Source organism: Stenotrophomonas sp. YJH_SMC_82, assembly GCF_059368875.1.
Map to the genome: position 1 here is coordinate 205,718 of NZ_JCAFSE010000001.1, position 25,435 is coordinate 231,152.

The window sequence follows — 25,435 nt, forward strand, 5'->3', positions numbered from 1 at the left end:
TGGGCAATGCGTATTGATCTCCTGCATTCGGCAACCCGTGTCTCCCGCGCACTGCTGGGTGTCCTGCTGCCACTGCGCTGCCTGGTCTGCGGCGATCCGGGCCATGATGATCTCGATCTGTGCCGCGCCTGCCTCGCCGGACTGCCCTGGGCCGGTCGCGCCTGCCTGCGGTGTGCACTGCCGTTGCCGGATGAGGCCCTGATCGTCTGCGGCAGCTGCCGCGAGGAAGCACCACCGCAGACGGCCACGCACGCCAGCCTGCTGTACCTGCCGCCGGTGGACCAGCTGCTGCTGCGCTACAAGTTCCATCAGGACCTGGCGGCCGGTCGCCTGCTGGCGCAGTTGATGCAGCGCGCACCACCGCCCTGGTCCTGCCCGCCGCTGGTGCCGGTGCCGCTGCACCGCCGGCGCCTGCGCCAGCGCGGCTACAACCAGGCTGCCGAGCTCTGCCGGCTGCTGCCGTTGCCGGTCTGGCAGGGGCTGTACCGGCGGCGGCACACCGCACCGCAGTCCGAACGCACGGCCGAACAGCGCAGGGAAAACCTGTTCGATGCGTTCGATGTCCACGGGCCGGTGCCCACGCATCTGACCGTGGTCGACGACGTGATGACCACCGGCAGCACGGTGATGGAAATCGCCGAAACCCTGCGCTGCGTGGGCGCCAGAGAGGTGCGGGTATGGGTGTGCGCGCGGGTGCCGTGATCGCTCCCTTCATCGCAACGGGCTAGGATGAACCCGGTTCCGGATCGAAGGAGTGACCATGAATTCCCCCTTGTCTCCCTTGTTGTCAGCGGTTGGCCGCAGCTGGTGGATCCTGCTGCTGTATGGCCTGGTCGCGCTCGGCTTCGGCATCATCGCCATCGGTTGGCCGCTGTCCGCAGCCATGGCATTGGCTTGGACGCTGGGCGTGATGGCCATCATCGAAGGGGTCATCAGCCTGTTCGCACTGATCAGTGGTGGCAGCGGCGCCTCGCGCGGCTGGCTGGCGCTGTATGCCATCGCTTCGCTGGGCTTCGGCATCCTGGCGGTGATCAACCCGCTGGCCACCGCCAGCGTGCTGGTGCTGTTCCTGGCGGCGTGGCTGCTGGTAGCCGGCATCTATCGCATCGTCTTCGCGATCCGCGTGCGCAAGCAGATCCAGGGCGAGTGGCTGCTGATCCTCAGTGGCGTGCTGGCGGTGGTGCTGGGGCTGCTGTTCGCGGCCAATCCATACGCAGGCGTGGCGGTGACCACGCTGTGGATCGGCATTGGCAGCCTGCTGTACGGGCTGCTGCAGGTGCTGGTGGCGTTCAAGCTGCGGAAGCTGAAATGAGGGGCGCGCGTCCGCTCCTGCTGGGCGCGGCGCTGGTGCTGGCCGGATGCATGCCGGGTGCCACGCCCGGTGCGCTGGCAGGCAAGGATCATGCGCCGCGCGCCGGCGTGGACGTGCGCCTGAGCGCGGTCGATGCGGCTGGCAACGGCACTCCGGCGCACTGGCAAGGTGAAACCCTGGCCCTGCGCGAGCCGCCGATTGCCGGCAGTGCGGACATCGCCGATGTGCGCTACGTGCTGGACGATGCCAAGCAGCCAGGCCTGCAGATCCGCTATCGGCCAGAAGCGCATCAGCGCATCCACGATGGCACCTCGGCCCTGGTGGGCCAGCGCGCGGCGATCAGCGTGGACGGCCGCGTGCTGATGGTGGCGACGGTGAAAGGCCCCTTCGGGGAATCGATGATGCTGAGCGGGCTGCCGAGCATTGCCGAGGCGCAGGCGCTGGCCAGGCACATCACCGGTCAGTGACGGGCGCGCCAACACCACCGCGCTACGCGCGGAGGTCGACCAAGGTCGACCGCTACCGTGCGAACCGTGCCTCGATCTCCTCCAGTGACTTGCCCTTGGTCTCCGGCAGCCAGAACGCGGCTACCAGGAAGAACACGAACGTGCACGCCGCCCAGAACAGGAACATGCTGGCGTAGCCGTAGTGGCCCACCGTGGGCAGGAAGATCGCCGCGATGGTGGTCGACACGAACTGGTTGATCAGCAGGGCGATGCTCATGCCGTTGGAGCGGATGCGATTGGGCATCAGTTCCGACAGTGCCAGCCACACGCAGACGCCGGGGCCGACCGCGAAGAACGCGACGAATACCAGGATGCAGGCGGCTACCGCCCAGCCATGCGCCGGCGGCGGCACCGGGCCGATGCGGGCCTGCTCGATGCGCAGCGGTGCCTGTGCGGCCTTGGCCGGGTCGGCGAACGGGTTCAGATGCAGCTTGCGGAAGAACGCGCCGATCACACTGTCCGGCTGCACGGTCCCGGCACGCTCGATGCGCAGCTCGCGGTCGGTCAGGCTGTCGCTGCGCAGGGCGCGCACATTGGTGAAGTCACCGTAGGCGTACGACACGGTCAGCTGCATCGGCCGGCCTTCGCTGTTTATGCCACCGCCCAGGCGCTGCCACTGTGCGTCGTCCAGCACCAGCCGCAGGCCGTCGCCGCTGACCGCCGCCTGCAGTTGCGGCTGCACGTCGGCGCGGCCACGCTCGGCCTGGAAGAACAGCGTGGCGGCAGCCAGCAGGGCCACGCAGATGCCGCCGCTGCCGAGCATCAGCAGGAACTTGCGGCCCTTGCGGTCGACCAGCAGCAGCGCGACCACGGTCATCACCGCGTTGAGCAGCTTGATCGCCACGTCGGCACCGTTGGCCACCGAGCCGGACAGGCCGGCCTGGTTGAGGATGTTCACCGCGTAGGCCAGCACCGAATTGATGCCGGTGGCCTGGGTGCAGGCCAGCACCACGCAGGCCAGCACGAACGGCACCACGTAGCGTCGGCTGAGCAGTGGGTCGCGCTTGCCGTCGCTGCTGCTCGATTCCGGCGCCTGGATCTGTGCAAGGGTGGGTTCCACGTCGGCAGCAGGCAGCACCCGCTGCAGGCTGCGGCGGGCATCATCGACGCGGCCGCGGCGCACCAGCCAGCGCGGCGATTCGGACAGCCAGAAGATGCCGGCACAGAACAGCAGGCCGGGCGCCAGACAACTCCAGAAGATGGTGCGCCAGGCCTGGTCCTTCACCGTGAACAGTTCCTGCGCCTGCTGCGCCAGTGGCAGCGAGCGCACGGCTTCGGCGGCGGCATCCACCGCATGTGCGTGGTACAGCCCGATCAGTGCCGCCAACACCAGGCCGATGGTCAGCAGCAGCTGGAACATCGCCGCACCGCGTCCACGCCGCTCGGGGCTGAGCACTTCGGCCAGGTACAGCGGAATCACCACGCCGATCAGGCCGCCACTGATGCCCTGCAGCAGCCGCCCGAGCAGCAGCGGCGTGTAGCCCGAGGCCAGCGCCATGATCGGAATCGACGCGGTGAACAGCAGGCCGGCCAGCAGCATCGCACCGCGGCGACCGATCAGGTCGGCGACCATGCCGGCGAACAGCGAGGACAGCACGCTGCCCAGCAGTACCGCCGCCACCACGAAGCCGAGTTGCTGGCTGCTGAGCTGCCAGGCTTGGCTGGCCGTTGCCTCCAGGTAGGGCAGGGCACCGGCGATGATGCCGATGTCGATGCCGTACAGCAGGCCGCCAAGGCCGCCGATGAAGAGCAGGTAGCGTACGGGCCAGCGCGGGGCGGTGCTTGCAGTCATCGGCAGTTCCTGTGGTAGCGCCGGGCCAGGCCCGGCGGCGGTTCGTCGCAGAGTGCATTCTGTAGAGCCGAGCCATGCTCGGCTGCTTTCCGTTCCGATATCGAGGTTCCCCATGCCGCGCTTCGCGCGGTGAGCCGAGCATGGCTCGGCTCTACAGGGAGCCCGCGCGGCATCCGGGCCGCATCGCTTGCGTCAGGTCAGATCGACCACGCGCCCACCAATGACCACCTGCTGCAGGCGCAGTTCGGCGTCCAGCACCACCAGGTCGGCGCGGGCGTCGGGCGCGATGCGGCCGCGATCGCCCAGGCCCAGATAGTCGGCCGGGAAGGTGGAAACCCGCTGCGAGGCGTCGGCCAGGTCCAGGCCGACGCGCACCAGGTTGCGCAGCGCCTGGTCCATGGTCAGTGCGCTGCCGGCCAGCGAACCCGTCGCCAGGCGCACGCAGCCGCCGCACTTGTGCACGCGCTGCTCGCCCAGCGCGTACTCGCCGTCGGGCATGCCGGTGGCGGCAGTCGCGTCGGTCACCGCGTACAGGCGCGGGATCGCGCGCGCGGCCAGCCGGATAACGCCGGGGTGGATGTGCTGCAGGTCGGGGATGATCTCGGCGTACTGCGCATGCGCCAGCGCCGCCGCCGCAATGCCCGGGCGATAGTGGTCAACGCCGGTCATGCCGTTGAACAGATGGGTGAAACCGGAGGCACCGGCCTGCAGCGCCGCCACGCCCTCCTCGTAGGTGCCGGCGCTGTGGCCCAGCTGCACGCGGATGCCCATCGCCGAAAGCGCGGGTATCAACGCGGTGTGCTCGCCGATCTCCGGTGCCAGCGTCATCACCCGGATCGGCGCCAGCGCGTGCAGCTGCTGCACCAGTGCCACCGTCGCCTCGATCGTGCGATTGGGCTGTGCGCCCAGCCGCTGCGGGCTGATGAACGGTCCTTCCAGATGCACGCCGACGATGCTGGCGGCGTCGGTATCAGGCGCCGCCATTGCCGCAGCGACGCCGTGCAGCGCGTGCTCGATCTCGTCCAGCCCGGCGGTCATGGTGGTCGCCAGCAGCGTGGTGGTGCCGAAGCGCAGATGGGTGCGGGCGATGGTGCGTGCCACGTCGCCGCCCTGCATCAGGTCCACGCCGGCCGCGCCATGCACATGCAGGTCGACGAAGCCGGGCAGGATCACCGGCAGCTGCAGGTCGTCGGCGCCGCTGTGGTCGTCCACCTGCAGCCGGCGCACGCGTGAATCGAAGTGGACGTGCCCGCGCCGCCAGCCCAGCGGGGTGAGGATGCGGCCATGCAGGGTGCGGGTGTCGGTCATGCGGTGGGCTCGGCGATGATCACTTCGATGCCCAGCCGCTGCAGCCCTTCGCGGGTTGCATCGTCGATGCCGGCGTCGGTGATGATGGCGTGGATCTGGTCCAGCAGGGCGATGCGGTGCAGGCTGACGCGGCCGAACTTGGAGGCATCGGTCAGCACCACGATGCGGCGCGCACGCTCGACCATGCGGTGGTTGAGGCGGGCTTCGGCCTCGTCGTGGGTAGTCAGGCCGAACTGCAGGTCCAGGCCGTCCACGCCCAGGAACAGGGTGTCGAAGCTGTACGAGTTGAGGCTGGCTTCGGCCTGGCTGCCCTGCAGCGACAGCGACTGCTGGCGCAGCAGGCCACCGGTCAGCAGCACGGTGATGCCCGCGGCATTGGCCAGTTCCCAGGCGATGTTCAGGCCGTTGGTCATCACCGTCACGTCGCGATGCGCGCGCAGGTGGCGGGCCAGCGTCATCGTGGTCGAGCCGGAATCGATGATGATGTTGTCGCCCGGCTGCACCAGGCGCGCAGCGCGCGCACCGATCGATTCCTTCAGTGGCAGGTTCAGCGCGTCCTTCTCATGGATGTCCTGTTCCTGCGGCGGCGTGCGCACCAGGGTCGCGCCGCCGTGGGTGCGGTTGGCCAGGCCCTGCGATTCGAAGTGGGTCAGGTCGGCACGGATCGTCACCGCCGACACGCCGAAGCGCTCGACCAGATCGGCCACCTGCACCGAGCCGTGCTCGATCAGCAGCTGCAGGATCTGTTGCCGGCGGGAGCGGGTGTTGCGCATGGCCATTCTCGGTTTTGCGGGAAAAGGTAGAGATTAGCCGTTCGCAGGAACGCCGGCAGCCGAACCTGCGTTCTGCGTGCGGGGTCCGGCCTGGTTGGCGCTGCAGGCACGGGCGTACTCACCCAGGCACAGGCCGATGCGGTGCTGCACCAGCGCGGTGGGGGTGTTGGCCAGGCTGCCTTCGCGCACGGCGCGGTACTGCTCCGGCAGGTACTGGCTGAGCAGCACCAGCGGCGGCGCATGCTGCTCCAGGTTGGCGAACAGGGTCTGCACCGCCTGTACCAGCGCCGGCTCGCCCCAGTAGTAGCGGCAGCGGTCGCTGAAGGAATAACGGCGCAGCAGGCGCAGCGCGGCGGCATCGCCCTGGTAGTAGGACTGCCAGTACTTCGGCTGCGCCACCATCACCTCGTCCAGCACCTGCGGCAGGCGAGAGCACTGTGTGGCCGGCAGCAGTTCGGCCTCGATCGCGGCCAGCGCGAACAGCGCCTCGCGGTAGGCGAAGGTGGCCGCCGGGCCGACCTTGAGGATGGCGAAGTGGTCGCGTACCAGCGCATGCAGGCCGCTTTCGCGCTGGTAGTCGGTGGAATGTGCTTCGAACACGATGCGCGGCTGCCGCTCGAGGAAGTCGGCCAGCGCATGGGCGGCGTCCGGGTTGTACTCATGCACGCTGCTGTGGTCGAAGTCCACGCCCGGCTGCACCACCATCGCGATCACGCGCTGCCACGCATCGCGCAGCTGTGGCGTGTCGAACGCCTGCTGGTGGATGGCCAGGGTCTGCGCGGCGGCAGCCGGCGTGGTCACCTGCAGGCCTTCGGCCAGCGAGGCTTCGCCGCCGGGAATCGGCACCTCGGTACCGATCACGTAGACCGGCGGCGGCAGGCCGTGTTCGGCGGCGGTGCGTTCGGCGATCTCGGCAAGCTCGGCCGAACGTGCAGCGACGATGGCATCGGGCAGCGGCACCGGGTCATCGGCGCAGGACATGCTGCAGTCGAGGTGGATCTTGTGGAAACCGGCGGCGACGTAGGCTTCGATCAGCACGCGCGCGTGGGTCATCGCTTCGGCCGCCGGGCGCTTCTGCCAGGCATTCGGGCCGAGATGGTCGCCGCCCAGGATCAGCCGTTCGCGTGGGAAGCCTTCCTCATCGGCCAGGGCGCCGACGTAATCGCGGTACTGCGGCGGGGTCATGCCGGTGTAGCCGCCGAACTGGTCGACCTGGTTGGAGGTGGCCTCGACCAGCAGCACGGTGCCATGTGCCTGTGCCACGTGCATGGCCGCGCGCAGCACCTGCTCGTTGCTGCAGCAGACGCTGTACAGGCCGACATTGGCACCGGCGCGGTGGGAAGCAAGCAGGGTCTGCAACGGGGACATGGTCAGGCTCCGGACATCAGGAAAACGAGGGTTGGCAGGCGAGCAGGGCGGCACCACGTGCGCCACCGGCATCGCCGAAGCGTGGCGGCACGACCGGTGGCACCTGCACACCCTTGAACAGGTGGGCGGCGATGGCGGCGGGCAGGTGCTGGTACAGCGGCGCGTACTGCGAAAGGCCGCCGCCGAGCACGATCACGTGCGGGTCCAGCGCCAGCACCAGCGCGGCCAGGCTGTGGCCGAGCAGGTCGCGATGGATGTCCAGCGCCTTGCGCGCGCGGGCATCACCGGCTTCGGCCAGGGCGATCACCGCGCTGGCGTCGGCGGCGCTGCCACCAAGGTGGCGCTCGATCATCGCCACGCCACTGCCGGACACATAACGCTCCACGCAGCCCTGCAGGCCGCAGGCGCAGTCGATCAGCGGCAGGCCGTGGCGCTGCAGCAGATGACCGGGCACGCTCCAGTGGCCCCATTCGCCGGCCAGCCCGTTGAAACCGGTCAGCAGGCGGCCCTGCACGCAGAAACCACCGCCAGCACCGGTGCCGAGGATGGCGCCGAACATGCTGGGGTAGCCGTCGGCGGCACCGCCGTGTGCTTCAGACAGGGCAAAACACTGCAGGTCGTTGCCGAAATGCAGCGGGCGTTGCAGCCGCGCCTGCAGGTCCGCGGCCACGCTGTGGCCGGTCAACGCAGGCACGTTCGCGCTGAGCTGGCGGCCGCTGCGGCGGTCGCGCACGCCGGGCAGGGCGATGCCGATCGCCGCATCACTGCGGCCCAGTGCGGCATCGGCCTCGGCGACCAGCGCCACGACTGCCTGCAGGAAACCGTCGTAGTCACCCTGTGGGGTGGCCACGCGGCGGCGCCAGGTAACCTGCATCGCCACATCGCACGCCACCAGCTCGATCTTGGTGCCGCCGATGTCGATGCCGTAGCAGGCGTGGGCGATCAGCTCAGCCATGGTGGATGGTGACGCCCTTGACGACGCGGTTGACGGTGCCGTCCGGGAACGGGTTGTCCGGGGTCAGGCCCAGCGCGGCCGAGCGCTGTAGTGCGAACAGCTGCGCAAAGCCCAGCCACACCGGTGCCAGCCACGGATCGTCCAGTGCCGGCACGGTGAGGGTGTATTCGTCGTCGGCGCCGATGTCCGAATGCGGACCGATCGCCAGCACCTGGCCGGCCACGCCGTCGCGGCGCAGTTCTTCCAGCAGGTCCTGTTCGTAGCGGCGCGCCAGCGGCTGCACGCTGCGCAGCACCACCACCAGGGTGTTGCCATCCAGCGTCGACTTCGGGCCATGACGGAAGCCCAGGGGTGTGTTGGCCAGCGCCAGCACGCGGCCAGCGGTGAGCTCCAGCACCTTCAGCGCGCACTCGCGTGCCAGTGCTTCCAGCGGGCCGCTGCCGAGGTAGATGATGCGGTTGAACGGGCGCTGCGCCAGTGTCGCCACCGGTGCATCCCACTGCGCCAGGCCTTCGCGGGCCAGCGCGGCGATCTGCTTCAGGCGCGTCACGCGCGCATCCCACGGCGAACGATCGAACACGGTCAGCGCGGCCAGCAGCATGCAGGTCAGGCTGCTGGTCATGGCGAAGGCGCGGTCGCAGCTGGCCGACGGCATCAGCAGGGTGCAGGTGTCGGCACGGCCGGCGCCACGGCGGGCCAGCTCGCCATCGGCGTTGCAGGTGATGTCGAGGAAGCGCGCGTCATCCACGTCGCTGCGCACGCGGTCCACCGCCGCCACGCTCTCCGGGCTGGAGCCACTGCGGCCGAACGAGACCAGCAGGGTCGGACGGTCGCGCTGCAGGTACAGCGCCGGGTGGGTCAGCAGACTGGTGGTGTGCACCACGCGCACCTCGGCGGGCCATTGCGCGTTGATCGCGTCGGCCACCATTTCGGCGATGAAGCCGGAGCTGCCGGCGCCGGTGAACAGCACGCGCTGGTTGGGATCGTTGAGGCTGTCGCCGAGGAAGGCCTGCAGGCGGTCGCGGGCACGCGACAGGTCCTGTGCCAGGGCTTCCCACAGCGCAGGCTGCTGGGCGATTTCGGTAGCGGTATCGGCTCCGCCAAGGCGCTGCCAGGCGGACACATCGGAAAGCAGGGTGACGTCCATTCGGAGGTTCCAGTTGGGCCAGCGCACCATCTGCGTTTTCTTTCGAAATGTCAAACATCGAAAGTAAAAAGAAAGAAAAAGGTGGGTGGCTTTGCCTTGCCCGCGATGCCGGGAAAAACGAAAGGACCGACGGAATTCCGTATCGCACAATGCTTAACAGGCGCCTGCAAGCGCTTACACAAAGTATTGCGGCGCAGCAACTTTCGTTTCAATGGAATATATCTTCCTTTTTCCTTTCAATTTGTTGACATCTTTCGAATCGCTGCCCTAGAGTCGGCCCAACCGCTTTCGAAACGCCCGGTGAACGGGTTGGGAGTCCGCGTGGAAAACTGCGTTCGTCGCTCGCCGCTGATGCTGGCCCTGGTGCCGTCCTTGATGCTGGCGTCCATGACGGCCCGCGCCGAGCCGGTCGGCAACCTGCGTACCGTCCGCGCCAGCGCCAGCCGCGACGGCGTGCAGGGCTGGGACCTGCAGACCGACAAGGGCGCGCGCATCCGCATTGAACTGCCGGCGACCGACATCATCCGCGTGCAGGCCGGCCGCAACGGCACGTTGACCGGCGCCGGCGACAAGGCCGCGCCGATCGTGCTGCCGCAGCCCAAGGCGAGCGTGCAGGCGCAGCTGGAAGAAGACGCACAGGAAATCCGCGTGCGTACCGAGGCACTGGTACTGCATGTACAGCGGCAGCCGCTGCGCCTGCGCCTGGAACGGCTGGACAATGGCCAGCCCACCGCGCTGTGGCAGGAACTGCAACCGCTGGACCTGGATGCCACGCAGAGCGTGCAGGTGCTGTCCTCGCAGGCCGATGAGGGCTACTTCGGTGGTGGCCAGCAGAACGGCCGTTACCAGTTCAAGGGCCGCGAGCTGGAGGTGTCCTATTCCGGCGGCTGGGAAGAAGGTGATCGGCCGAGCCCGGCGCCGATGCTGCTGAGCAGCCGTGGCTGGGGCATGCTGCGCAATACATGGAGCGATGGCAGCTACGACCTGCGCCAGAGCGACCAGGCCACGCTGCTGCATCGCGAAGACCGCTTCGATGCGTACTACTTCGTGGGCGCCGACCTGCCCAAGCTGATCGAACGCTACACCCAGCTGACCGGCCGCCCCAACATGGTCGCGCGCTGGGCGCTGTCCTACGGCGATGCCGATTGCTACAACGACGGCGACAACAGCAGGAAGCCCGGCACCGTGCCCGAAGGCTGGAGCGACGGCCCGACCGGCACCACGCCCGATGTGATCGACAGCGTGGCCAAGCAGTACCGCGCCCACGACATGCCCGGTGGCTGGATCCTGCCCAACGATGGCTACGGCTGCGGCTACAAGCAGTTGCCGGAAACCGTGCAGGGCCTGGCCAAGTACGGCTTCCGCACCGGCCTGTGGACCGAGAACGGCGTCGACAAGATCGCGTGGGAAGTGGGCAAGGCCGGCAGCCGCGTGCAGAAGCTGGACGTGGCCTGGACCGGCAAGGGCTACCAGTTCGCGATGGACGCCAACCGCCAGGCATTCAACGGCATCCTCGACAATTCCGATTCGCGCCCGTTCCTGTGGACGGTGATGGGCTGGGCCGGCATCCAGCGCTACGCGGTGGCATGGACCGGCGACCAGAGCAGCAGCTGGGATTACATCCGCTGGCACGTGCCGACCCTGGTCGGTTCGGGCCTGTCCGGCATGGCCTACGCCAGCGGCGATGTGGATGCGATCTTCGGCGGAAGCGCCGAGACCTTCACCCGCGACCTGCAGTGGAAGGCGTTCACGCCGGTGCTGATGGGCATGAGCGGCTGGTCGTCGAACGCGCGCAAGCACCCGTGGTGGTACGACGAGCCCTACCGCAGCATCAACCGCGACTACCTGAAGTTGAAGATGCGCCTGACGCCATACATGTATGGGCTGGTGCACGAGGCCGCGCAGACCGGTGCACCGCCGGTGCGTGGCCTTATGTGGGACAACCCGCGCGATCCGCATGCGCAGGATGAAACCTACAAGTACCAGTTCCTGCTCGGCCGCGACCTGCTGGTGGCGCCGGTGTACCGCAGCCAGGCCGCCAGCCGTGGCTGGCGCCGCGACATCCACCTGCCGGCCGGCGGCTGGATCGACTACTGGGATGGCCGTCGCGTGCAGGCCGCCGCCGATGGCCGCCAGCTCGACCGCCAGGTGGACCTGGCCACGCTGCCGGTGTTCGTGCGTGCCGGTGCGATCCTGCCGATGTACCCGTCGATGCTGTTCGATGGCGAAAAACCGCTCGATGAAGTGACCTTCGACCTGTACCCGCAGGGCGACTCGCAGTACACGTTGTACGAAGACGATGGCAACACGCGCCGCTATCAGCAGGGCGAGTCGAGCACGCAGGTAATCCGCGTGCAGGCGCCGGCGCAGGGCAGTGGCCCGGTGCAGGTGCAGATCGACGCCGTGCAGGGCCAGTACAACGGCCAGCTGGCGCAGCGCCGCTACGGCCTGCGCGTACTCAGCCGGCAGGCACCACGTGCGGTGCAGGCCGGTGGCCGCGCGCTGCCGGCGCTGGCCGATGCTGCCGCCTTCAACAGCGCCAACGAGGGCTGGTACTTCGATGCCAAGGACCGCCGCGGCACCGTGCATGTGCGCACTGCCACCCAGGATATCCGCCAGCCACTGCAGCTGCAGCTGGACTTCGCAGTCGCTGCCGCAGCCACCGATGATGCCTATCCGGCCGCACCGGTGCTGGGCCGCGAACTGCCGGCCGACAGCCTGCTGGTGGTCAACCGCCCGGCCGAAGAGCCTGGCCATGCGTTGGAAAATGCTTTCGACGACGATCCGGCCACCTGGTTCCGCAGCGTGCGCAACCAGGCCGTGCGCACCGGCGCCCACGAGTGGGTGATCGGCTTCGGCGAGCGGAAGATGATCGATGGCATCGACATTGCGCCACGCAATGACAAGAACTGGAAGCACGGGCAGGTACGTGACTATGAGGTCTACCTGGGCGACAGCAACGGTGAGTGGGGCGAGCCGATCGCCCGTGGCCGCCTGCAGTTGAAGGAAGGCGTGCAGCGCATCGACTTCCCGGCCCACGCCGGCCGCCTGCTGCGCTTCCGCGTGCTGAGCGTGCAGAACCCCGAAGGCGACGGCGCCAGCAGCACCGACCCGATGGTCACCGCCGCACAGGGCAGCGCCCGCGCGTTCGATGCACTGCAGCCGCGCGATGTCGGCCCGATCGCCCTGTCCACCTTCCACATCCTTGAACACCAGGAACCGGAGCGACCGGCCCGGCAGCGCTATCTCTCCGAGTTGCCGGTGCCGGCCGCGCTGGCCAGCCAGGTGCGCACCGACCAGTCCTTCCGTGGCGACGCCGGCATGCGCATGAACGGCCTGCAGTTCCGCCGTGGCCTGGGCGTCGGCGCCAGCAGCCGCATCGACCTGCGCCTGCAGGGCGGCTGGCACCTGCTGCGTGCCGACCTCGGCATCGACGACGCCTGCCGCAGCGCCGGCGGCCTGCAGTTCCAGGTCTGGGGTGACAACCGCCTGCTGTACGACAGCGGCCTGGTCAAGGCGCCCGGCGTGGTCAAGCCGGAGCTGGACATCCGTGGCCTTTCCACCCTGAGCCTGCGCACGCTGGGTGCGCAGGGCAGCCAACCCGCCCAGGTCTGCGCCAACTGGGCCAACGCCGTACTGATCGGCCAGGAGGGCGACTCCGCCAGCATCGTCGCCCCATGACCCCTACGTAACACCGCTCCTCCCCCGCCCAATCCGACCACGGCCCTCATGGCCGTGGCCCGGGAGCGTTTTGCCCGCCGAACGCCCACGCGCTCACTTTTTGCGCCGCACCCCTGCCAGGAGAGAACCCCGATGTTGCCCGCCCGCCACCACCGCCCCCCCTGTCGCTCGATCGCTCCGCTGACGCTGGCCATCGCCGGCGTGCTGCTGTCGGTCGCCGTTCCTGCCTTCGCCCAAGAGAGCAAGGACAAGGCCACCGACCTGGCCCGCATCGAGGTCACCGGGTCCAACATCCGCCGCACCGACGTTGAAACCGCCTCGCCGGTGCAGGTGATCAGCAAGCAGGACATCCAGAACATGGGTGCGCGCACGCTGCTGCAGGTGCTCGACAACCTGCCGGCCGCCCGCCCGGCGCAGCAGGACGCGCGCTCGCTGTTCACCGGTTCCGACGGTGCCTCGCAGGCCAATCTGCGCGGCCTCGGTGCCCAGGGCACGCTGGTGCTGCTGAACGGTCGCCGCCTGTCGTACTACGGTGCCCCGGCCGGCTTCCAGACCCAGTTCGTCAACATCGATGCGATTCCGGCCGCGGCCATCGAGCGCATGGAAGTGCTGACCGACGGTGCCTCGGCGGTGTACGGCACCGACGCGGTGGCCGGCGTGATCAACGTGATCACCAAGCGCAACTTCCAGGGTGCCGAGGTCAGCTTCACCAACGACACCTCCTCGCGCATCGACTCCTACGGCGAACGCCAGGCCAGCATCACCGCCGGCTTCGGCGACCTGGCCGAGAACCGCTTCAACATCTACGGCGCGGTGAACATGTACCGCCGCGACGCGATCCCGCTGAGCGATTTCTACGACAAGCGTCCGGACCAGTACTACGTCAACAACCCGAACTACCTCAACAACCTGCGCCTGGGCGTGGGCAGCAAGCCGGGCGAGTTCAACCCGGGCACCTACTTCGCCTTCGATCCGGTCACCGGCCGCCGCGTGCAGGAAGCTGCGCCGGGCTGCAGGAACGTGCTGACCAGTGAAGCGGCCGGCCCGCGTTGCGTCTGGGAAACCTGGATGAACAACGAGATCGATGCCGGCGCCAAGTCCGAGCGCAACACCGCCTACCTCAACGGCACCTTCCTGGTCGGTGACAACACCGAGATCTTCGCCGAGGCGACCTATACCGACATCGACCTGCGCGCCAACGGTGGCACGCCGCGCACCTATGGCACCACCACCGGCAACCCGACCAGCTGGTTCTCGCGCAATACCGGCAACACCGTCAACCAGTTCCTGTACCCGTTCCTGGGCCCCAACAACGAATACAACCATGCCAGTCCGCAGTTGAAGGCGATGATGGGCGGGGTGGTCGGCCTGAACTACCTGCTGCAGGATGCCGGTCCGAACTACTTCGGCCAGCGCAACACCGACAAGAGCTACCGGGTGCTGGCCGGCGCACGTGGCAATGTGGGTGACTGGAACTGGGAAACCGCCTTCGCCAGCGCGGGTACCCACTCCACCACCTACCAGACGATCAACGTCAACACCAAGGGCTTCGAAAAGGCGTTCGGCCCGTACACGATCGATCCGGGCACCGGTCGGGTGATCATCTCCGACCATCCGGCGTACAAGTTCGGCGAGATCAGCGAAGCCAACGCCGCGTTGATCCGTGAAGCGTTCCCGACCTTCGACATCCAGTCGTGGACCCGCCTGCATACCCTGGACGGCAAGATCGAAGGACCGCTGTTCCAGCTGCCGGCCGGCGAGATGCGCGCCGCGTTCGGTTTCAACGCCAGCCGTGAGACCTTCTACACCCCGGGCAACGCCGATGCGGCCAATGGCCTGATCACCCAGCAGGGCGGCTCGTGGTTCGACGGCAAGCGCAACACCTACGCGCTGTTCGCCGAGACCGTGGCGCCGATCACCGACAAGCTGGAACTGGATGCGGCGGTGCGCGTGGACAAGTACCCGAACTTCAGCGCCAACATCGCGCCGAAGATCGGCTTCAAGTACCAGGCGTTCGATCAGCTGATGCTGCGCGGCACCTATTCCACCGGCTTCCGCGCACCGAGCCTGGCCGAGTCCGGCAACGGCGGCGTGTTCGCCCAGCTCGGTGGCTTCCGTGACGAACTGCGCTGCGGCGAGACCAACGCCATCGCCAACCTGCTGCTGAAGTCGCAGCGGCCGGGTGACGTCGACCTCGGCAAGACCCTGCTGAACGTCGACTGCAGCCGCACCGTGGCGCGCATGACCCAGCCGAACAAGGACCTGAAGCCGGAGAAGGCGAAGATCGCCACCCTCGGCTTCGTCTACGAGCCGGCCAGCTGGCTGTCGGTGTCGGCCGACTACTGGTTCATCTACCGCAACAATGAAATCGTCGCGCCGGACTATCGCCGCATGGAAGACATCATCTCGATGTCGCGCTCGCCGATCACCGATAGTGACCGCGCCAACCTGGCGCAGCTGGCGGCGATGTGCGCCGATCCGGCCAGCGGTGTGAGCTGCCCGGCGAACCTGCCGGGCTACTCCGCCGGCAACGTGGCCAGCGTGGTGGGCCAGTACAAGAACCGCGGCAAGACCCTGATCGACGGCTTCGACATCGACGCGCGCAGCCGCTTCTCGCTGGGTGACTGGGGCAACCTGAACATCGGCCTGGCCGCCACCATCGCCAACCGCAACCGCTTCTACATGGACGCCGAGAACGGCTGGTACTACGGCGACGTGGTGGGCTACTACAACAACCCGCGCCTGCGTGCCACGCTCAATGCCGACTGGACCTACAAGCAGGTGACCACCAGCATGTTCGTCAACTATGTCGGCGGCACCAAGTGGGCCACCGACCAGATCGACGAAGAGAGCAACAACAAGGAAACCTGCACCGGCGGCTACCTGGCCCTGCAGAAGAGCAAGTGCGATGGTGCACCGTCGTGGTGGACCGCCAACATGAGCGTCACCTGGCGCCCGGACGATGCGTGGAACCTGAGCTTCACCGTCAAGAACCTGTTCAACCGCCTGCCGTTCTACGACCCGAACAGCTTCCTGGGTGACTCCAGTGACTACGCAACCATCTTCGGCCGTGGTTACAGTGTGACCATCGGCTACCGGTTCAAGTAATTCCGTTTGCGTGACCTGGCGTGCCGGCTGCGGCCGGCACGCTGCCAAGAGGAGAGATGTTTGCCATGAAGCGTAGGGAATTCATCGCGGCCAGCGCCGCTGTCGCCGCCAGCAGCCTGCTGCCGCAGACCCCGGCATGGGCACGCGGGCGCAAGGTGCGCCTGGCCATGATCGGCACCGGCATGCGCGGGCTGGTGCTGCTGAAGGAACTGGTGCGTCGCGACGACGTCGAAGTGGTTGCCGTCTGCGATATCGAGCCGATCATGCTCGGCCGTGCCACAGAGATGGTGGCGAAGGCCGGCAAGCCCGCGCCGAAGACCTATGGCCAGGACCGCGACACCAACGCCTGGAAGCGACTTCTGGAACAGAAGGGCATCGATGGCGTGATCATCGCCACGCCGTGGGAATACCACGCACCGATGGCGATTGCCGCGATGCAGGCCGGTGTGGCCGTCGGCTGCGAAGTGGTGGCCGGCATCACCCTGCAGGACCACTGGGACGTGCTGAAGACGCAACTGAGCACCGGTACCCCGTACATGCTGCTGGAAAACGTCTGCTATCGCCGCGACGTGATGGCGGCATTGCAGATGGTGCGCCAGGGCCTGTTCGGCGAGCTGGTGCATCTGCAGGCCGGCTACCAGCACGACCTGCGCGGCGTGAAGTTCAATTCCGGCGACCCGAACCAGCCGTACGACAGCGGCGTGGAGTTCGGTCCCAAGGGCTGGAGCGAAGCACGCTGGCGCACCGAGCATTCGGTGGAACGCAATGGCGAGCTGTATCCCAGCCACGGCATCGGCCCGTGCGCGATGTACACCGGCATCAACCGTGGCAACCGCTTCACCCACATCAACGCTTTCGCGACCAAGGCGCGTGGCCTGCACGAATACACCGTGGCCAAGAGTGGCGGCACCACCCACCCCAGCACCAAGGTGAAGTTCAAGCTCGGCGACATCGTGACCACCACGCTGGCCTGCGAGAACGGCGAGACCATCCTGCTGCAGCACGACACCTCGCTGCCGCGCCCGTACTCGATGGGCTTCCGCGTGCAGGGCACCAAGGGCCTGTGGATGGACGTCAACCATTCGATCCACATCGAAGGCCGCAGCCCGCCGCACCAGTGGGAGGAGTTCAAGAAGTACCAGGATGAGTACGAACACCCGCTGTGGAAGCAGAATGCCGACACCGCCGCCAGCGCCGGCCACGGTGGCATGGACTGGTTCGTCATCCATGCATTTGTTGAAGCACTGAAGGCCAAGGCACCGATGCCTATCGACATCTACGACGCGGTGACCTGGAGTGCGATCACCCCGTTGAGCGAGCAGTCGATCGCCAACAGCTTCCAGACGCTGGAGTTCCCGGACTTTACTGCTGGTGCGTGGAAGACGCGCAAGCCGATCTTCGCGTTCGACGGTAAGTATTGAGGTTTACACCCTTCCACGCTGTGACGGAGACGCCGGGCACTGCCCGGTGTTTCCGTTTCTGGAAGCATTCGCCTTGTAGAGCCGAGCCCACGCCCGGCTGCTTGTTCGGTCGGTCGCTCGCTTTATCAGAAAACTCTGAAATCCGACCCACTCCACAGTTTCTGACTTGAATGTGTAAACCACATCGGAGATAACGTTCCCCGTGCGGTCATGGCCGCATTCCGGACCAGGGACGATCCGAAGCATGACGTGGTGAGGCAGCTGCCCCACGTTCTCGTTCCCGCCGGAGCTGTGTTCGTCCAGGAAGGAGAACAGGGATGTTGGAACGACTGAAGACCATTTCGTGTGCCGCACTGGCGATGATCGCGCTGGGGAGCTTGGCTCCTTGGGCTGCGCAGGCGCAGGAGGTGCAGAAGAAGTGGGAGAGCTACCTGTCGATGGGCCAGCCGCGAGCCACCGAAGCGGCGGTGCAGAAGGACATCAAGTCGCTCTTTTCCCAGTACGAAAAGGACAAACCCTTCAAATGGCATGTCAAAGGCCAACGCGTCCTTGGAAAGAAGGTCATCTACGATTACCGGGTGAGACCCGAGAAGATCGTTACTACCGACTGGGTCTACATCCACTCAGGGCAGGAGTACTCCTCCGAAGATCAGATTCGTAGCGTGATCCTCGCTACCCGCGTCAGCGACCCGCAGTGCCCGGCGACTTCACTCACGGAGGATCCTTGGGTGGAGCTCCTTGGACTTGGCAGGGGCGACGACGGTAGCGTGACCAACGAGGAGAAGGATTTCCATTACACCTTGAACTTCTATCATCAGAGCACTCAAGAATGCTCGTCGATAGTGGGGTGGGAGCATGTGCGCCGGGCCAGAACGGCGCTTTGTCCGAATCGACCGTCCCTGACGTGGAATGAGGCCCTGCAGATGTGCTCTCTGGTCCAGCAGGACGAGCCGCACATGTCGCCCATGCTCTCCTACACAAGCGGGCCGCTGCCGCCGCAGCAGTGTCCTGTTGGTAACCCGTGTGATCCGACCACTGGCGATAAATCCCAGCCTGAGCCGGATCTCAACCTTGGATGGGTGAGCTTCCAACGCCACTATCACTCCCTGACAAGCACGGCGGGCGGCGCGTTGGGCACGGGCTGGACCCATTCCCACAACCTGCGGCTTACCGCAGGCGTAGACGATTCCACCTTCCCTCCCAGCCCCGAACTGAAAGTTGGGCTGATCGGCGCCGATGGCGGGCAGACCGCATTCCAGAAAGTGGGGGCAAGCTACGAAGCCATGGACGGAAGCGGCGATCGCGCGGTCCAGCAGGGCACCAACTGGCAACTCTCACGTGCCGGAGAGCGCATTCATTTTGATGCTGATGGCTTGATGCAGCGCCGCGATTTCGAAGACGGAACGTCGCTGACCTATGCACACGACAGCCGTGGTCGCCTGCTCAGCATCACCCATTCAACCGGTCGGCGCGTAGACGTCCAGTATCTCGCGCCGGGCGACGATTCGCTGATCTCGGCCCTGGTGGTCGCCGGCCAGCCTGTGGTGAGCTACACGTACTCTCCTGCTGGCGAGCTGACCACTGCGACCTATGCAGACGGCGCCAGCCGTACATACCACTATGAGGACACACGCTTCCCGGGCTACCTGACCGGCGTGACCGCCGAAGACACCCGGCGCTACAGCTGGTTTGGCTATGACGCCAAGGGGCGGGTCAGCTGCAGCCGCCATTCCGGTGATTGCAGTCAAGCCGACGTGGGCATTGATGGCGTGCGCCTGGAGTACACCCCGGCAGGCACCACCATCGTCACCGACGCGCTGGGCAAGCAGAGTACGTACGCATTGACTGCCACCGGCAGCAGTGGCCTTCCGCGCAAGGTCAATGGCATCACCGAAAGCAATGGCAGCATCACACACGCCTATCTGCCCGAGGGCACCGATTTCCGGCGTCGGCTGCAGTCGGCGACCGACCGCCGTGGTGTCGTCACCAACTACGCCTATGCGGAGGCCAGCGACGCTGTCGCAGGCACCGTCAGCGTGACCACCACCACCGAAGCGGCCGGTACTCCGGATCAGCGCGTCAGCGAAACGCGCGTGGCCATGGACAGCAATCGGCTGGTGCAGCAGACCGTCGGTAACCGTGAGATCCGCATCGCGCGCAATGCACGCCTCCAGCCGACCACCATCACCGTGCGCGACAGGGTGACCGGTGATACCCGCATCACCACGCAGACCTACTGTGAGGCCGAAGGGCCGGAGTGCCCGCTGGTGGGACTGCTGCGTAGCGTGGATGGCCCACGCAGTGATGTGGCGGATGTGTCCACCTATGCCTACTACACTGCGGACGACGCGGGATGCGCGGCCAATGGTGCTTGCAGTTATCGCAAGGGCGACCTGCGCAGCGTGACCAATGCGCTGGGCCAGACGGTCGAGACTCTGGCCTACGACGCGTTCGGACGGCCGTTGTCGGTCAAGGATGCCAACGGCGTGGTCACCGACTACACCTACCATGCGCGCGGCTGGCCGACCTCGGTCACCGTGCGCGGTGCCACCACAGCCGAGGATCGGGTGACCCAGATCAGCTACTGGCCGACCGGCCAGGTGCAACAGGTCACCGAGCCTGACGGCAGCAGCGTCACCTATGTCTACGACGCCGCCCAGCGGCTGACGGATATCGCGGACAGTGCGGGCAACACCATTCACTATGCGCTGGACAACGCCGGCAATCGCCTCAAGGAAGACACGCTGGATGCAGGCGGCACGCTGCGCCGTACCCTGGCACGGACGTTCAACACACTCGGCCAGCTGACCGCACTGAAGGACGCAGGCAATCACGCTACCGGCTTTACCTACGATGCCAACGGCAACCCGCAGACGGTGACCGACGCACTGCAGCGCGTGACCAGCCAGCAGTACGACCCGCTCAACCGCCTGGCGCAAATCCTGCAGGACGTTGGTGGCGTCGCGGCGGAGATCCGCAGCCAGTACGACGCGCTGGACCAGGTCACCCAGGTCACCGACCCGAAGGGCCTGCATACGACCTATGCCTACAACGGGTTCGGTGACCTGACCGGGCAGGTCAGCCCGGACAGTGGCGCCAGCAGCTTCACCGTGGACGCCGCCGGCAACCGCAAGACGGCCACCGATGCACGCGGCGTCACCGCCACCTATCACTACGATGGGCTCAACCGCCTGATCGGCATCGCCTATCCGAACCCCAATCTGGACGTGGGCTACAGCTATGACGTGGCGCCTGCCGCCTGTGCCGCCGACGAGCGCTTCGCCAAGGGACGGCTTGGGCAGGTGCTGCATGCCAATGGCAGCACCCAGTACTGCCACGACCGCTTCGGCCAGGTCACCCGTAAAGTGCAGACGATCAATGGTGTCGCCAGCACGCTGCGCTACGCCTACAGCAAGTCGGGTCGCCTGACTGCGTTGACCTACCCCGACGGCAGCGTGGCCGACTACGTGCGTGATGCCCAGGGCCGCATCAGTCAGATCGGCCTGACCCGCCCCGGCCAGGCGCGCCAGATCGTGGTGAACAACGTGACCTACGCGGCCTTCGGCCCGGCCACCGGCTGGACCTACGGCAACGGCCGCCAGCTGCAGCGTCCGTTGGACCTCGACTACCGCCCGCAGGCGGTGCATGACCCAGCCGCAGGCGGCCTGTCGCTGGGCTACGGCTATGACCCGGTCGGTTCGGTCACCGAGCTGAAGAACGGCGCAGGCTCGACGGTGCTGGCCCAGTACGCCTACGACACGGTGGGTCGCCTGACCCAGACCCAGGACGGTACGACCGGCACGCCGATCGAAACCTATGCCTATGACGCCACCGGCAATCGCACCGCGCTGACCACCTCGGCAGGCACGGCCAGCTACACCTATCCCGCAACCAGCCACCGGCTGACCGCCGTGGACGGCGAAGCGCGCGACCATGACGCGGTGGGCAACACCACCCGCATCGGCGGCAAGTCGTTCATCTACAACGATGCCAACCGCATGAACGCGGTGAAGCAGGGCAATGCCGTACTGGAAAGCTACACCTACAATCATCGCGGTGAGCGCGTGCTGCGTACCCCGGCCGGTGGCGCAGCGCAGATCACCTTGTACGACGAAGCAGGGCAGAGGCTGGGCAACTACTCGGCCACGGGCCAGGCGCAGCAGCAGGCGATCTGGCTGGACAACTACCCGGTGGCGTTGATCAACATGCCGGCTACCGGCGTGCCTGAACTGGCCTACGTGCAGCCGGATCATCTGGGCACGCCGCGCGTGGTGATCGATCCGGTACGGAATGTCTCGATCTGGGAGTGGAGCAACAAGAGCGAGGTGTTCGGCAACCAGATTCCGAGTACCGACCCGGATGGTGATGGAGTGGCGTTCGAGCTGGCGCTGCGCTTCCCGGGCCAGCAGGCGACGGATGCGAGTGGGTTGTTCTACAACTACCAGCGTGAATACGACCCGGCTGTGGGGCGGTATTCGCAGAGTGATCCGATTGGGTTGATGGGGGGGATCTCGACCTATGGGTACGCTAGCGCTTCCCCGGCAAGGCGGGTCGACCCTCACGGGCTCACCGACCTAAACTATATTCCACCCCACGACAATCCTGATTCTTATCTGGGCAATAAAATGATTCCGTCGCCCCCGAATATGCTTACCATTAGCATTCACCACAACGGAAATAACTTCATAGGGCCGGATGGTAGAAGCATGTCTGTTGAATCGCTGGCGCAGTCAATTCGACGCGATGCAGATCTTTCAAAGTATCTGTATATCAGGCTCTATTCCTGTCGAACAGGTAAGTCGGTAAATGGTGGGCCGATCCCAGCTCAGCAGCTATCTAAGGCGCTGAATATGACGATTCAGGCGCCTACCGAGTACACCTGGGCAAAGAACGATCCTTTGTATCCGGATCAAGGAAACTATGGAAAAACACCTGAAGGGAAGAAAGATAAAAGCAATCCTGGAGAGTGGGTGAATTTCATGAAGGAGGGTGGGGTCAAATGAGCATGTTCAAGAAGACTGGTCTTCTCCTGTATCTGGTGGGTGCAGGGTATGTAAATGCACAGGTGCCCCCTCAGCCGGAAAGGCCGGTGGTTGAGCTTGACGGCTCGATCGCGACGGATAGTGGCGCTGAGCTTGATGATAAGCAGCTACTTGCGTTGACTGGCCGCGCAGACGCGGGCGACGCTGAGGCAGCGTTTCGAATCTCACGCCACTTTGAGGGCAGAGGCACGGCTGGCAGCTCCCACATGTGGCTTGTCTATGCCGCAGCACTGGGGCACCCGATTGCACAGTACAACGTGTTCTTCATGTTGAAGGACAAGAAGGACTGCGCGTCATCAAGTGAGGCATACGCATGGCTCAAGAGTGCCGCGTTGAAGGGGGTGAGAGGCGCGGACTCTGAACTTGAGCAAGCGGCCCGCATAGCAGCTCAACGATGCGGTAGTAAACGATAGGGAGAGAGAGGTCACTTGCCGATTGAGGGCTAACAACGTCCAGCTACGCACTAAGTCCCCAGGCTCACATGGTGCGCAGAGGATGGGCGTGGGCTTTCGGCTACCGGTCGTATGTCAATAGATGGGAATGACAATGGAATTCTCATCTTGTACGGGGTAATGGGACGTTGTGGGGAGCAAGTGCATCGAAGTGGTTGCTGTGAGCCTGAATAAGAGGCCTGCCAAGGTCTTCGGAGGGTGCTCAGGAGCGCTTTGAAGATTCTTAAGTGAGTGGGTCTGAGGCGGGAATAGGGAAGTGGGAATTTCATTTGCGAGCGTTCTGTTGGTGTGCTTGCGGGCGGGGCAGAGATTGCAGCTGTTGAGCCAGCTTGTAGCATTGGCCAAAGAGAAGGAACTTGTGAGTATTGATATTCATGATCTCCAGTTAGCTGGAATTCGTCTTGATCCGGTGTCCGGAGTGACTGTTTCTCTGTTCGATGACTCTGTGCAGGGATCCTATGATTTGGTCTTTGGTCGAGTCAGGAAGGCGAGCATTGATGGTTTCTCTAGCCAGAATGTCGTGCTCGATCTTAAGGTCTTCAATCGAAAGGATGATTCCTTTGAATTCCAGCGGTGTTGCTTCCTCCTTGGTCTAGACCCAGTGGCTGCCCGGGAAATTGTCGATGGTGACACCTTGGTCTTCATTGAGGCCTCTGTCGGCGCAGAGATTGCACTTCTAGTAGAGGGCACTTGGGAAGGCCGGTTGATTCCTGTCAAATCATGATTCCTGAGCAGAGCTTCCCGGGGCGATCGAGCTATCGATCACCGGGGGCAACAGCAGACGGATACGCCGGATGGGGACGGAATTTTCATTTCCACGCGAATCCATCGTGGGTGCGGAGTGATCTGTTGAGGGTATCGCTCCACGACGCACGCTCCGCCTGGCTTGAGTGGGTGCGGGCTGCGGGGCATCTAGGTCGACACGGAGCTGACGGAGGGATGGATTACAGGACGGATCACCATCGGGCCAACGCAATGGGCTCTACCGTGCGTGCAGCCCGATGAACATCATCGATCCTGTACTCAGCGAACTGCTTTCCCGGCTCAGTGTCGACACTGACTTCGGCGATACGGTGCTGACTTGTCCGGAGACCCAAGGGGCCTATGAGGACACGTCCCTGCATGTGGTGGCCTATTACAACGATGTGGCCCTCCTCAGCGCATTGATGCCCTTCGTGACCAACATCGATGTGCGTGGTGATCTTGATCTGACGCCGCTGGCAAGCGCGGTGGCACATGGCAGCGTTGCGGCAGCAGCCTATCTCCTCTGGTGCGGTGCAGACCCACACGCCGAAAATGAGCTTGATCGGACACCACTGGAGATGATGTGCCAGGACCCAAGGTTTGATGATGTGGTGCGTATGGTCGACGCCGCAGATGGAGCCTGGTGATGGAAACTTCCGAAAAGAGGTTCTACCGATGCGCCTGATGACCTTCATCTGCCCACTTTGTGGCGCTAGCGGACAGAGCTTCCCCCTGCGATTTGCTGGAAAGCGTCAAGCGAAGACGTCCTGCCGGGGGTGTCGCGTCGAGCTTCGTTCAGACCCGCGGTTGGGCACGTACACGCTCTATCTTCTGTACACACAGGTCATCATCCTGGTGGCAGCATTGCCGCTGATCGGGGCCAGTGTCGCGGGTGAATGGGCGCGGCTGGGAATGATCTGTGCGGTGGTGCTGGTGCTGTGCTGGTTCCCCGGCGCGATCAGGCACGCACGAAGTCCGATCGTGCGCGCTTGCCGGGATCCCGATTACAGTTATGCGCGCAGGCCGGGTGTTTCGACTACGCACGCTGCCGCAAACCCGGGGCAGAGTAGCGACACGCCAAGCGCCAGCCCATGATAGGGAAGTCAAGAAATGACATGCCATCTTGGGCACGAGGTACAAATCATAGATCATTTTGCAGAACGGGTTGCAGATGATAATTAGCATTTGGCCGGCCCTTTCTGGGGCTTTCATGTCTATGCCGAAGGCTGGTATCTTGCGTGCAGCGGTGCTGCTCTTGCCAATGCTAGGGGGCTGCAGCATTCACCAGTTTCAACATACGGAATGGAAGTCGGACTGGGTAGATGTTTCGTCCGATGCGATTTTCCCTGGCAATTCAACGACTCTGCCGCTTGACCGCATTTCCACGCTTGATCCTGATAGTGAAGCAGCCATTGCGGAGTGGATGTTGAAGCATTCGCTGGCCGTGGTATCGGCATCAGAGGTTAAAGGGAAGATCGGTCCAATGCCGTTGAGTGACCTGAAGCCAGCGCCCGGGGAGAGCGTCTACTTCGTCAGGGCCGCTTCGGATGAAAGTAGGGGCAAGTTCATCGGCTACGTCAACGACAAGGGACTTCTCATCATGTATGGGGTGATGGGGGGCTGCGGTGAGCAGAAGCAACGGGTGGTTGCCGTGAGCCTTCGGGAGAAGCCCGCCAATGTATTCGGTCGATGCTCGGCGGCGCTATAGTGCGCTGAAGCGCCGAGCTCCGCCTACTGCCTGGCGGATGACGCCAGGTGTGCGACCAATGGCGCGCTCGGCAACCGCAAGGGAGATCGGCGCAGCGCGACCAATGCGTTCGAGCAGA

The 25,435-nt window shown here is 65.4% G+C and carries 17 protein-coding genes; 11 read left to right on the forward strand and 6 right to left on the reverse strand.

The window, feature by feature from the left end; genetic code table 11:
- Nucleotides 1-6 precede the first annotated feature (6 nt).
- From AC5P53_RS00890 to AC5P53_RS00900, 3 genes are read left to right on the forward strand one after another with little or no spacing between them, the layout of a single operon-like run.
- On the forward strand, nucleotides 7-702 hold the full coding sequence (locus tag AC5P53_RS00890; RefSeq protein WP_049442014.1) for a ComF family protein: 696 nt from the start codon (nucleotides 7-9) through the stop codon (nucleotides 700-702).
- A 58-nt stretch (nucleotides 703-760) separates the two neighbouring features.
- Nucleotides 761-1,312: an HdeD family acid-resistance protein gene (locus tag AC5P53_RS00895; protein WP_014648758.1), complete on the forward strand. Its 552-nt coding sequence runs from the start codon at nucleotides 761-763 to the stop codon at nucleotides 1,310-1,312.
- Nucleotides 1,309-1,779: a SecDF P1 head subdomain-containing protein gene (locus AC5P53_RS00900; protein WP_180834995.1), complete on the forward strand. Its 471-nt coding sequence runs from the start codon at nucleotides 1,309-1,311 to the stop codon at nucleotides 1,777-1,779. The genes AC5P53_RS00895 and AC5P53_RS00900 overlap by 4 nt, the downstream gene beginning before the upstream one ends.
- A gap of 52 nt (nucleotides 1,780-1,831) precedes the next feature.
- Here the strand turns inward: AC5P53_RS00900 and AC5P53_RS00905 are convergent, their stop codons facing one another.
- From AC5P53_RS00905 to AC5P53_RS00930, 6 genes are all read right to left on the reverse strand, one after another.
- Nucleotides 1,832-3,610 (reverse strand): MFS transporter, encoded by a 1,779-nt coding sequence (locus AC5P53_RS00905; protein ID WP_241887290.1) that lies wholly within the window; start codon nucleotides 3,608-3,610, stop codon nucleotides 1,832-1,834.
- A 192-nt stretch (nucleotides 3,611-3,802) separates the two neighbouring features.
- Nucleotides 3,803-4,918, reverse strand: a complete 1,116-nt coding sequence (gene nagA / locus AC5P53_RS00910; RefSeq protein ID WP_046433040.1) for an N-acetylglucosamine-6-phosphate deacetylase — start codon at nucleotides 4,916-4,918, stop codon at nucleotides 3,803-3,805.
- Nucleotides 4,915-5,691 carry a DeoR family transcriptional regulator gene (locus AC5P53_RS00915; RefSeq protein ID WP_014038836.1) on the reverse strand — a complete coding sequence of 259 codons (777 nt, stop codon included), beginning with the start codon at nucleotides 5,689-5,691 and terminating at the stop codon, nucleotides 4,915-4,917. Before AC5P53_RS00915 ends, nagA begins: the two co-directional genes overlap by 4 nt.
- Before the next feature lie 33 nt (nucleotides 5,692-5,724).
- The gene (locus tag AC5P53_RS00920) at nucleotides 5,725-7,059 is read right to left on the reverse strand and encodes a D-tagatose-bisphosphate aldolase, class II, non-catalytic subunit (RefSeq protein WP_049442012.1); all 1,335 of its coding nucleotides are present in this window, start codon (nucleotides 7,057-7,059) and stop codon (nucleotides 5,725-5,727) included.
- A 16-nt stretch (nucleotides 7,060-7,075) separates the two neighbouring features.
- Nucleotides 7,076-8,014, reverse strand: a complete 939-nt coding sequence (locus AC5P53_RS00925; RefSeq protein ID WP_495227051.1) for an ROK family protein — start codon at nucleotides 8,012-8,014, stop codon at nucleotides 7,076-7,078.
- A complete protein-coding gene (locus tag AC5P53_RS00930; RefSeq protein ID WP_049405400.1) occupies nucleotides 8,007-9,161 on the reverse strand; it encodes an SIS domain-containing protein in 1,155 nt (384 codons plus the stop codon). The genes AC5P53_RS00925 and AC5P53_RS00930 overlap by 8 nt, the downstream gene beginning before the upstream one ends.
- 321 nt (nucleotides 9,162-9,482) lie before the next feature.
- Here AC5P53_RS00930 and AC5P53_RS00935 point away from each other — a divergent pair, with 321 nt between their 5' ends.
- The 8 genes from AC5P53_RS00935 to AC5P53_RS00970 all read left to right on the forward strand — a co-directional run bounded on the left by AC5P53_RS00935 (nucleotide 9,483) and on the right by AC5P53_RS00970 (nucleotide 25,317).
- Entirely contained in the window at nucleotides 9,483-12,842 is a 3,360-nt protein-coding gene (locus tag AC5P53_RS00935; protein WP_495227052.1) for a TIM-barrel domain-containing protein, read from the forward strand.
- A 132-nt stretch (nucleotides 12,843-12,974) separates the two neighbouring features.
- A complete protein-coding gene (locus AC5P53_RS00940) occupies nucleotides 12,975-15,950 on the forward strand; it encodes a TonB-dependent receptor (RefSeq protein WP_241887292.1) in 2,976 nt (991 codons plus the stop codon).
- Between the two features lie 65 nt (nucleotides 15,951-16,015).
- On the forward strand, nucleotides 16,016-17,371 hold the full coding sequence (locus tag AC5P53_RS00945; protein ID WP_032958828.1) for a Gfo/Idh/MocA family protein: 1,356 nt from the start codon (nucleotides 16,016-16,018) through the stop codon (nucleotides 17,369-17,371).
- A 317-nt stretch (nucleotides 17,372-17,688) separates the two neighbouring features.
- Nucleotides 17,689-22,374 (forward strand): DUF8616 domain-containing protein, encoded by a 4,686-nt coding sequence (locus tag AC5P53_RS00950; RefSeq protein WP_241887293.1) that lies wholly within the window; start codon nucleotides 17,689-17,691, stop codon nucleotides 22,372-22,374.
- Complete coding sequence (locus tag AC5P53_RS00955) at nucleotides 22,371-22,826, forward strand: SEL1-like repeat protein (protein WP_049420889.1); 456 nt, start codon at nucleotides 22,371-22,373, stop codon at nucleotides 22,824-22,826. The genes AC5P53_RS00950 and AC5P53_RS00955 overlap by 4 nt, the downstream gene beginning before the upstream one ends.
- 358 nt (nucleotides 22,827-23,184) lie before the next feature.
- On the forward strand, nucleotides 23,185-23,589 hold the full coding sequence (locus AC5P53_RS00960; RefSeq protein ID WP_141098646.1) for a hypothetical protein: 405 nt from the start codon (nucleotides 23,185-23,187) through the stop codon (nucleotides 23,587-23,589).
- A 277-nt stretch (nucleotides 23,590-23,866) separates the two neighbouring features.
- A complete protein-coding gene (locus AC5P53_RS00965; RefSeq protein ID WP_241887294.1) occupies nucleotides 23,867-24,256 on the forward strand; it encodes an ankyrin repeat domain-containing protein in 390 nt (129 codons plus the stop codon).
- 563 nt (nucleotides 24,257-24,819) lie between these two features.
- On the forward strand, nucleotides 24,820-25,317 hold the full coding sequence (locus tag AC5P53_RS00970) for a hypothetical protein (RefSeq protein WP_241887295.1): 498 nt from the start codon (nucleotides 24,820-24,822) through the stop codon (nucleotides 25,315-25,317).
- The last annotated feature ends 118 nt before the right edge of the window (nucleotides 25,318-25,435 follow it).

What these genes read in the sequence shown, in the direction of transcription:
- AC5P53_RS00890 (WP_049442014.1), top strand. Translation starts at nt 7, where the DNA reads ATGCGTATTGATCTCCTGCATTCGGCAACCCGTGTCTCCCGCGCACTG.
- AC5P53_RS00895 (WP_014648758.1), top strand. Translation starts at nt 761, where the DNA reads ATGAATTCCCCCTTGTCTCCCTTGTTGTCAGCGGTTGGCCGCAGCTGG.
- AC5P53_RS00900 (WP_180834995.1), top strand. Translation starts at nt 1,309, where the DNA reads ATGAGGGGCGCGCGTCCGCTCCTGCTGGGCGCGGCGCTGGTGCTGGCC.
- AC5P53_RS00905 (WP_241887290.1), bottom strand. Translation starts at nt 3,610, where the DNA reads ATGACTGCAAGCACCGCCCCGCGCTGGCCCGTACGCTACCTGCTCTTC.
- nagA (WP_046433040.1), bottom strand. Translation starts at nt 4,918, where the DNA reads ATGACCGACACCCGCACCCTGCATGGCCGCATCCTCACCCCGCTGGGC.
- AC5P53_RS00915 (WP_014038836.1), bottom strand. Translation starts at nt 5,691, where the DNA reads ATGCGCAACACCCGCTCCCGCCGGCAACAGATCCTGCAGCTGCTGATC.
- AC5P53_RS00920 (WP_049442012.1), bottom strand. Translation starts at nt 7,059, where the DNA reads ATGTCCCCGTTGCAGACCCTGCTTGCTTCCCACCGCGCCGGTGCCAAT.
- AC5P53_RS00925 (WP_495227051.1), bottom strand. Translation starts at nt 8,014, where the DNA reads ATGGCTGAGCTGATCGCCCACGCCTGCTACGGCATCGACATCGGCGGC.
- AC5P53_RS00930 (WP_049405400.1), bottom strand. Translation starts at nt 9,161, where the DNA reads ATGGACGTCACCCTGCTTTCCGATGTGTCCGCCTGGCAGCGCCTTGGC.
- AC5P53_RS00940 (WP_241887292.1), top strand. Translation starts at nt 12,975, where the DNA reads ATGTTGCCCGCCCGCCACCACCGCCCCCCCTGTCGCTCGATCGCTCCG.
- AC5P53_RS00945 (WP_032958828.1), top strand. Translation starts at nt 16,016, where the DNA reads ATGAAGCGTAGGGAATTCATCGCGGCCAGCGCCGCTGTCGCCGCCAGC.
- AC5P53_RS00950 (WP_241887293.1), top strand. Translation starts at nt 17,689, where the DNA reads ATGTTGGAACGACTGAAGACCATTTCGTGTGCCGCACTGGCGATGATC.
- AC5P53_RS00955 (WP_049420889.1), top strand. Translation starts at nt 22,371, where the DNA reads ATGAGCATGTTCAAGAAGACTGGTCTTCTCCTGTATCTGGTGGGTGCA.
- AC5P53_RS00965 (WP_241887294.1), top strand. Translation starts at nt 23,867, where the DNA reads ATGAACATCATCGATCCTGTACTCAGCGAACTGCTTTCCCGGCTCAGT.
- AC5P53_RS00970 (WP_241887295.1), top strand. Translation starts at nt 24,820, where the DNA reads ATGTCTATGCCGAAGGCTGGTATCTTGCGTGCAGCGGTGCTGCTCTTG.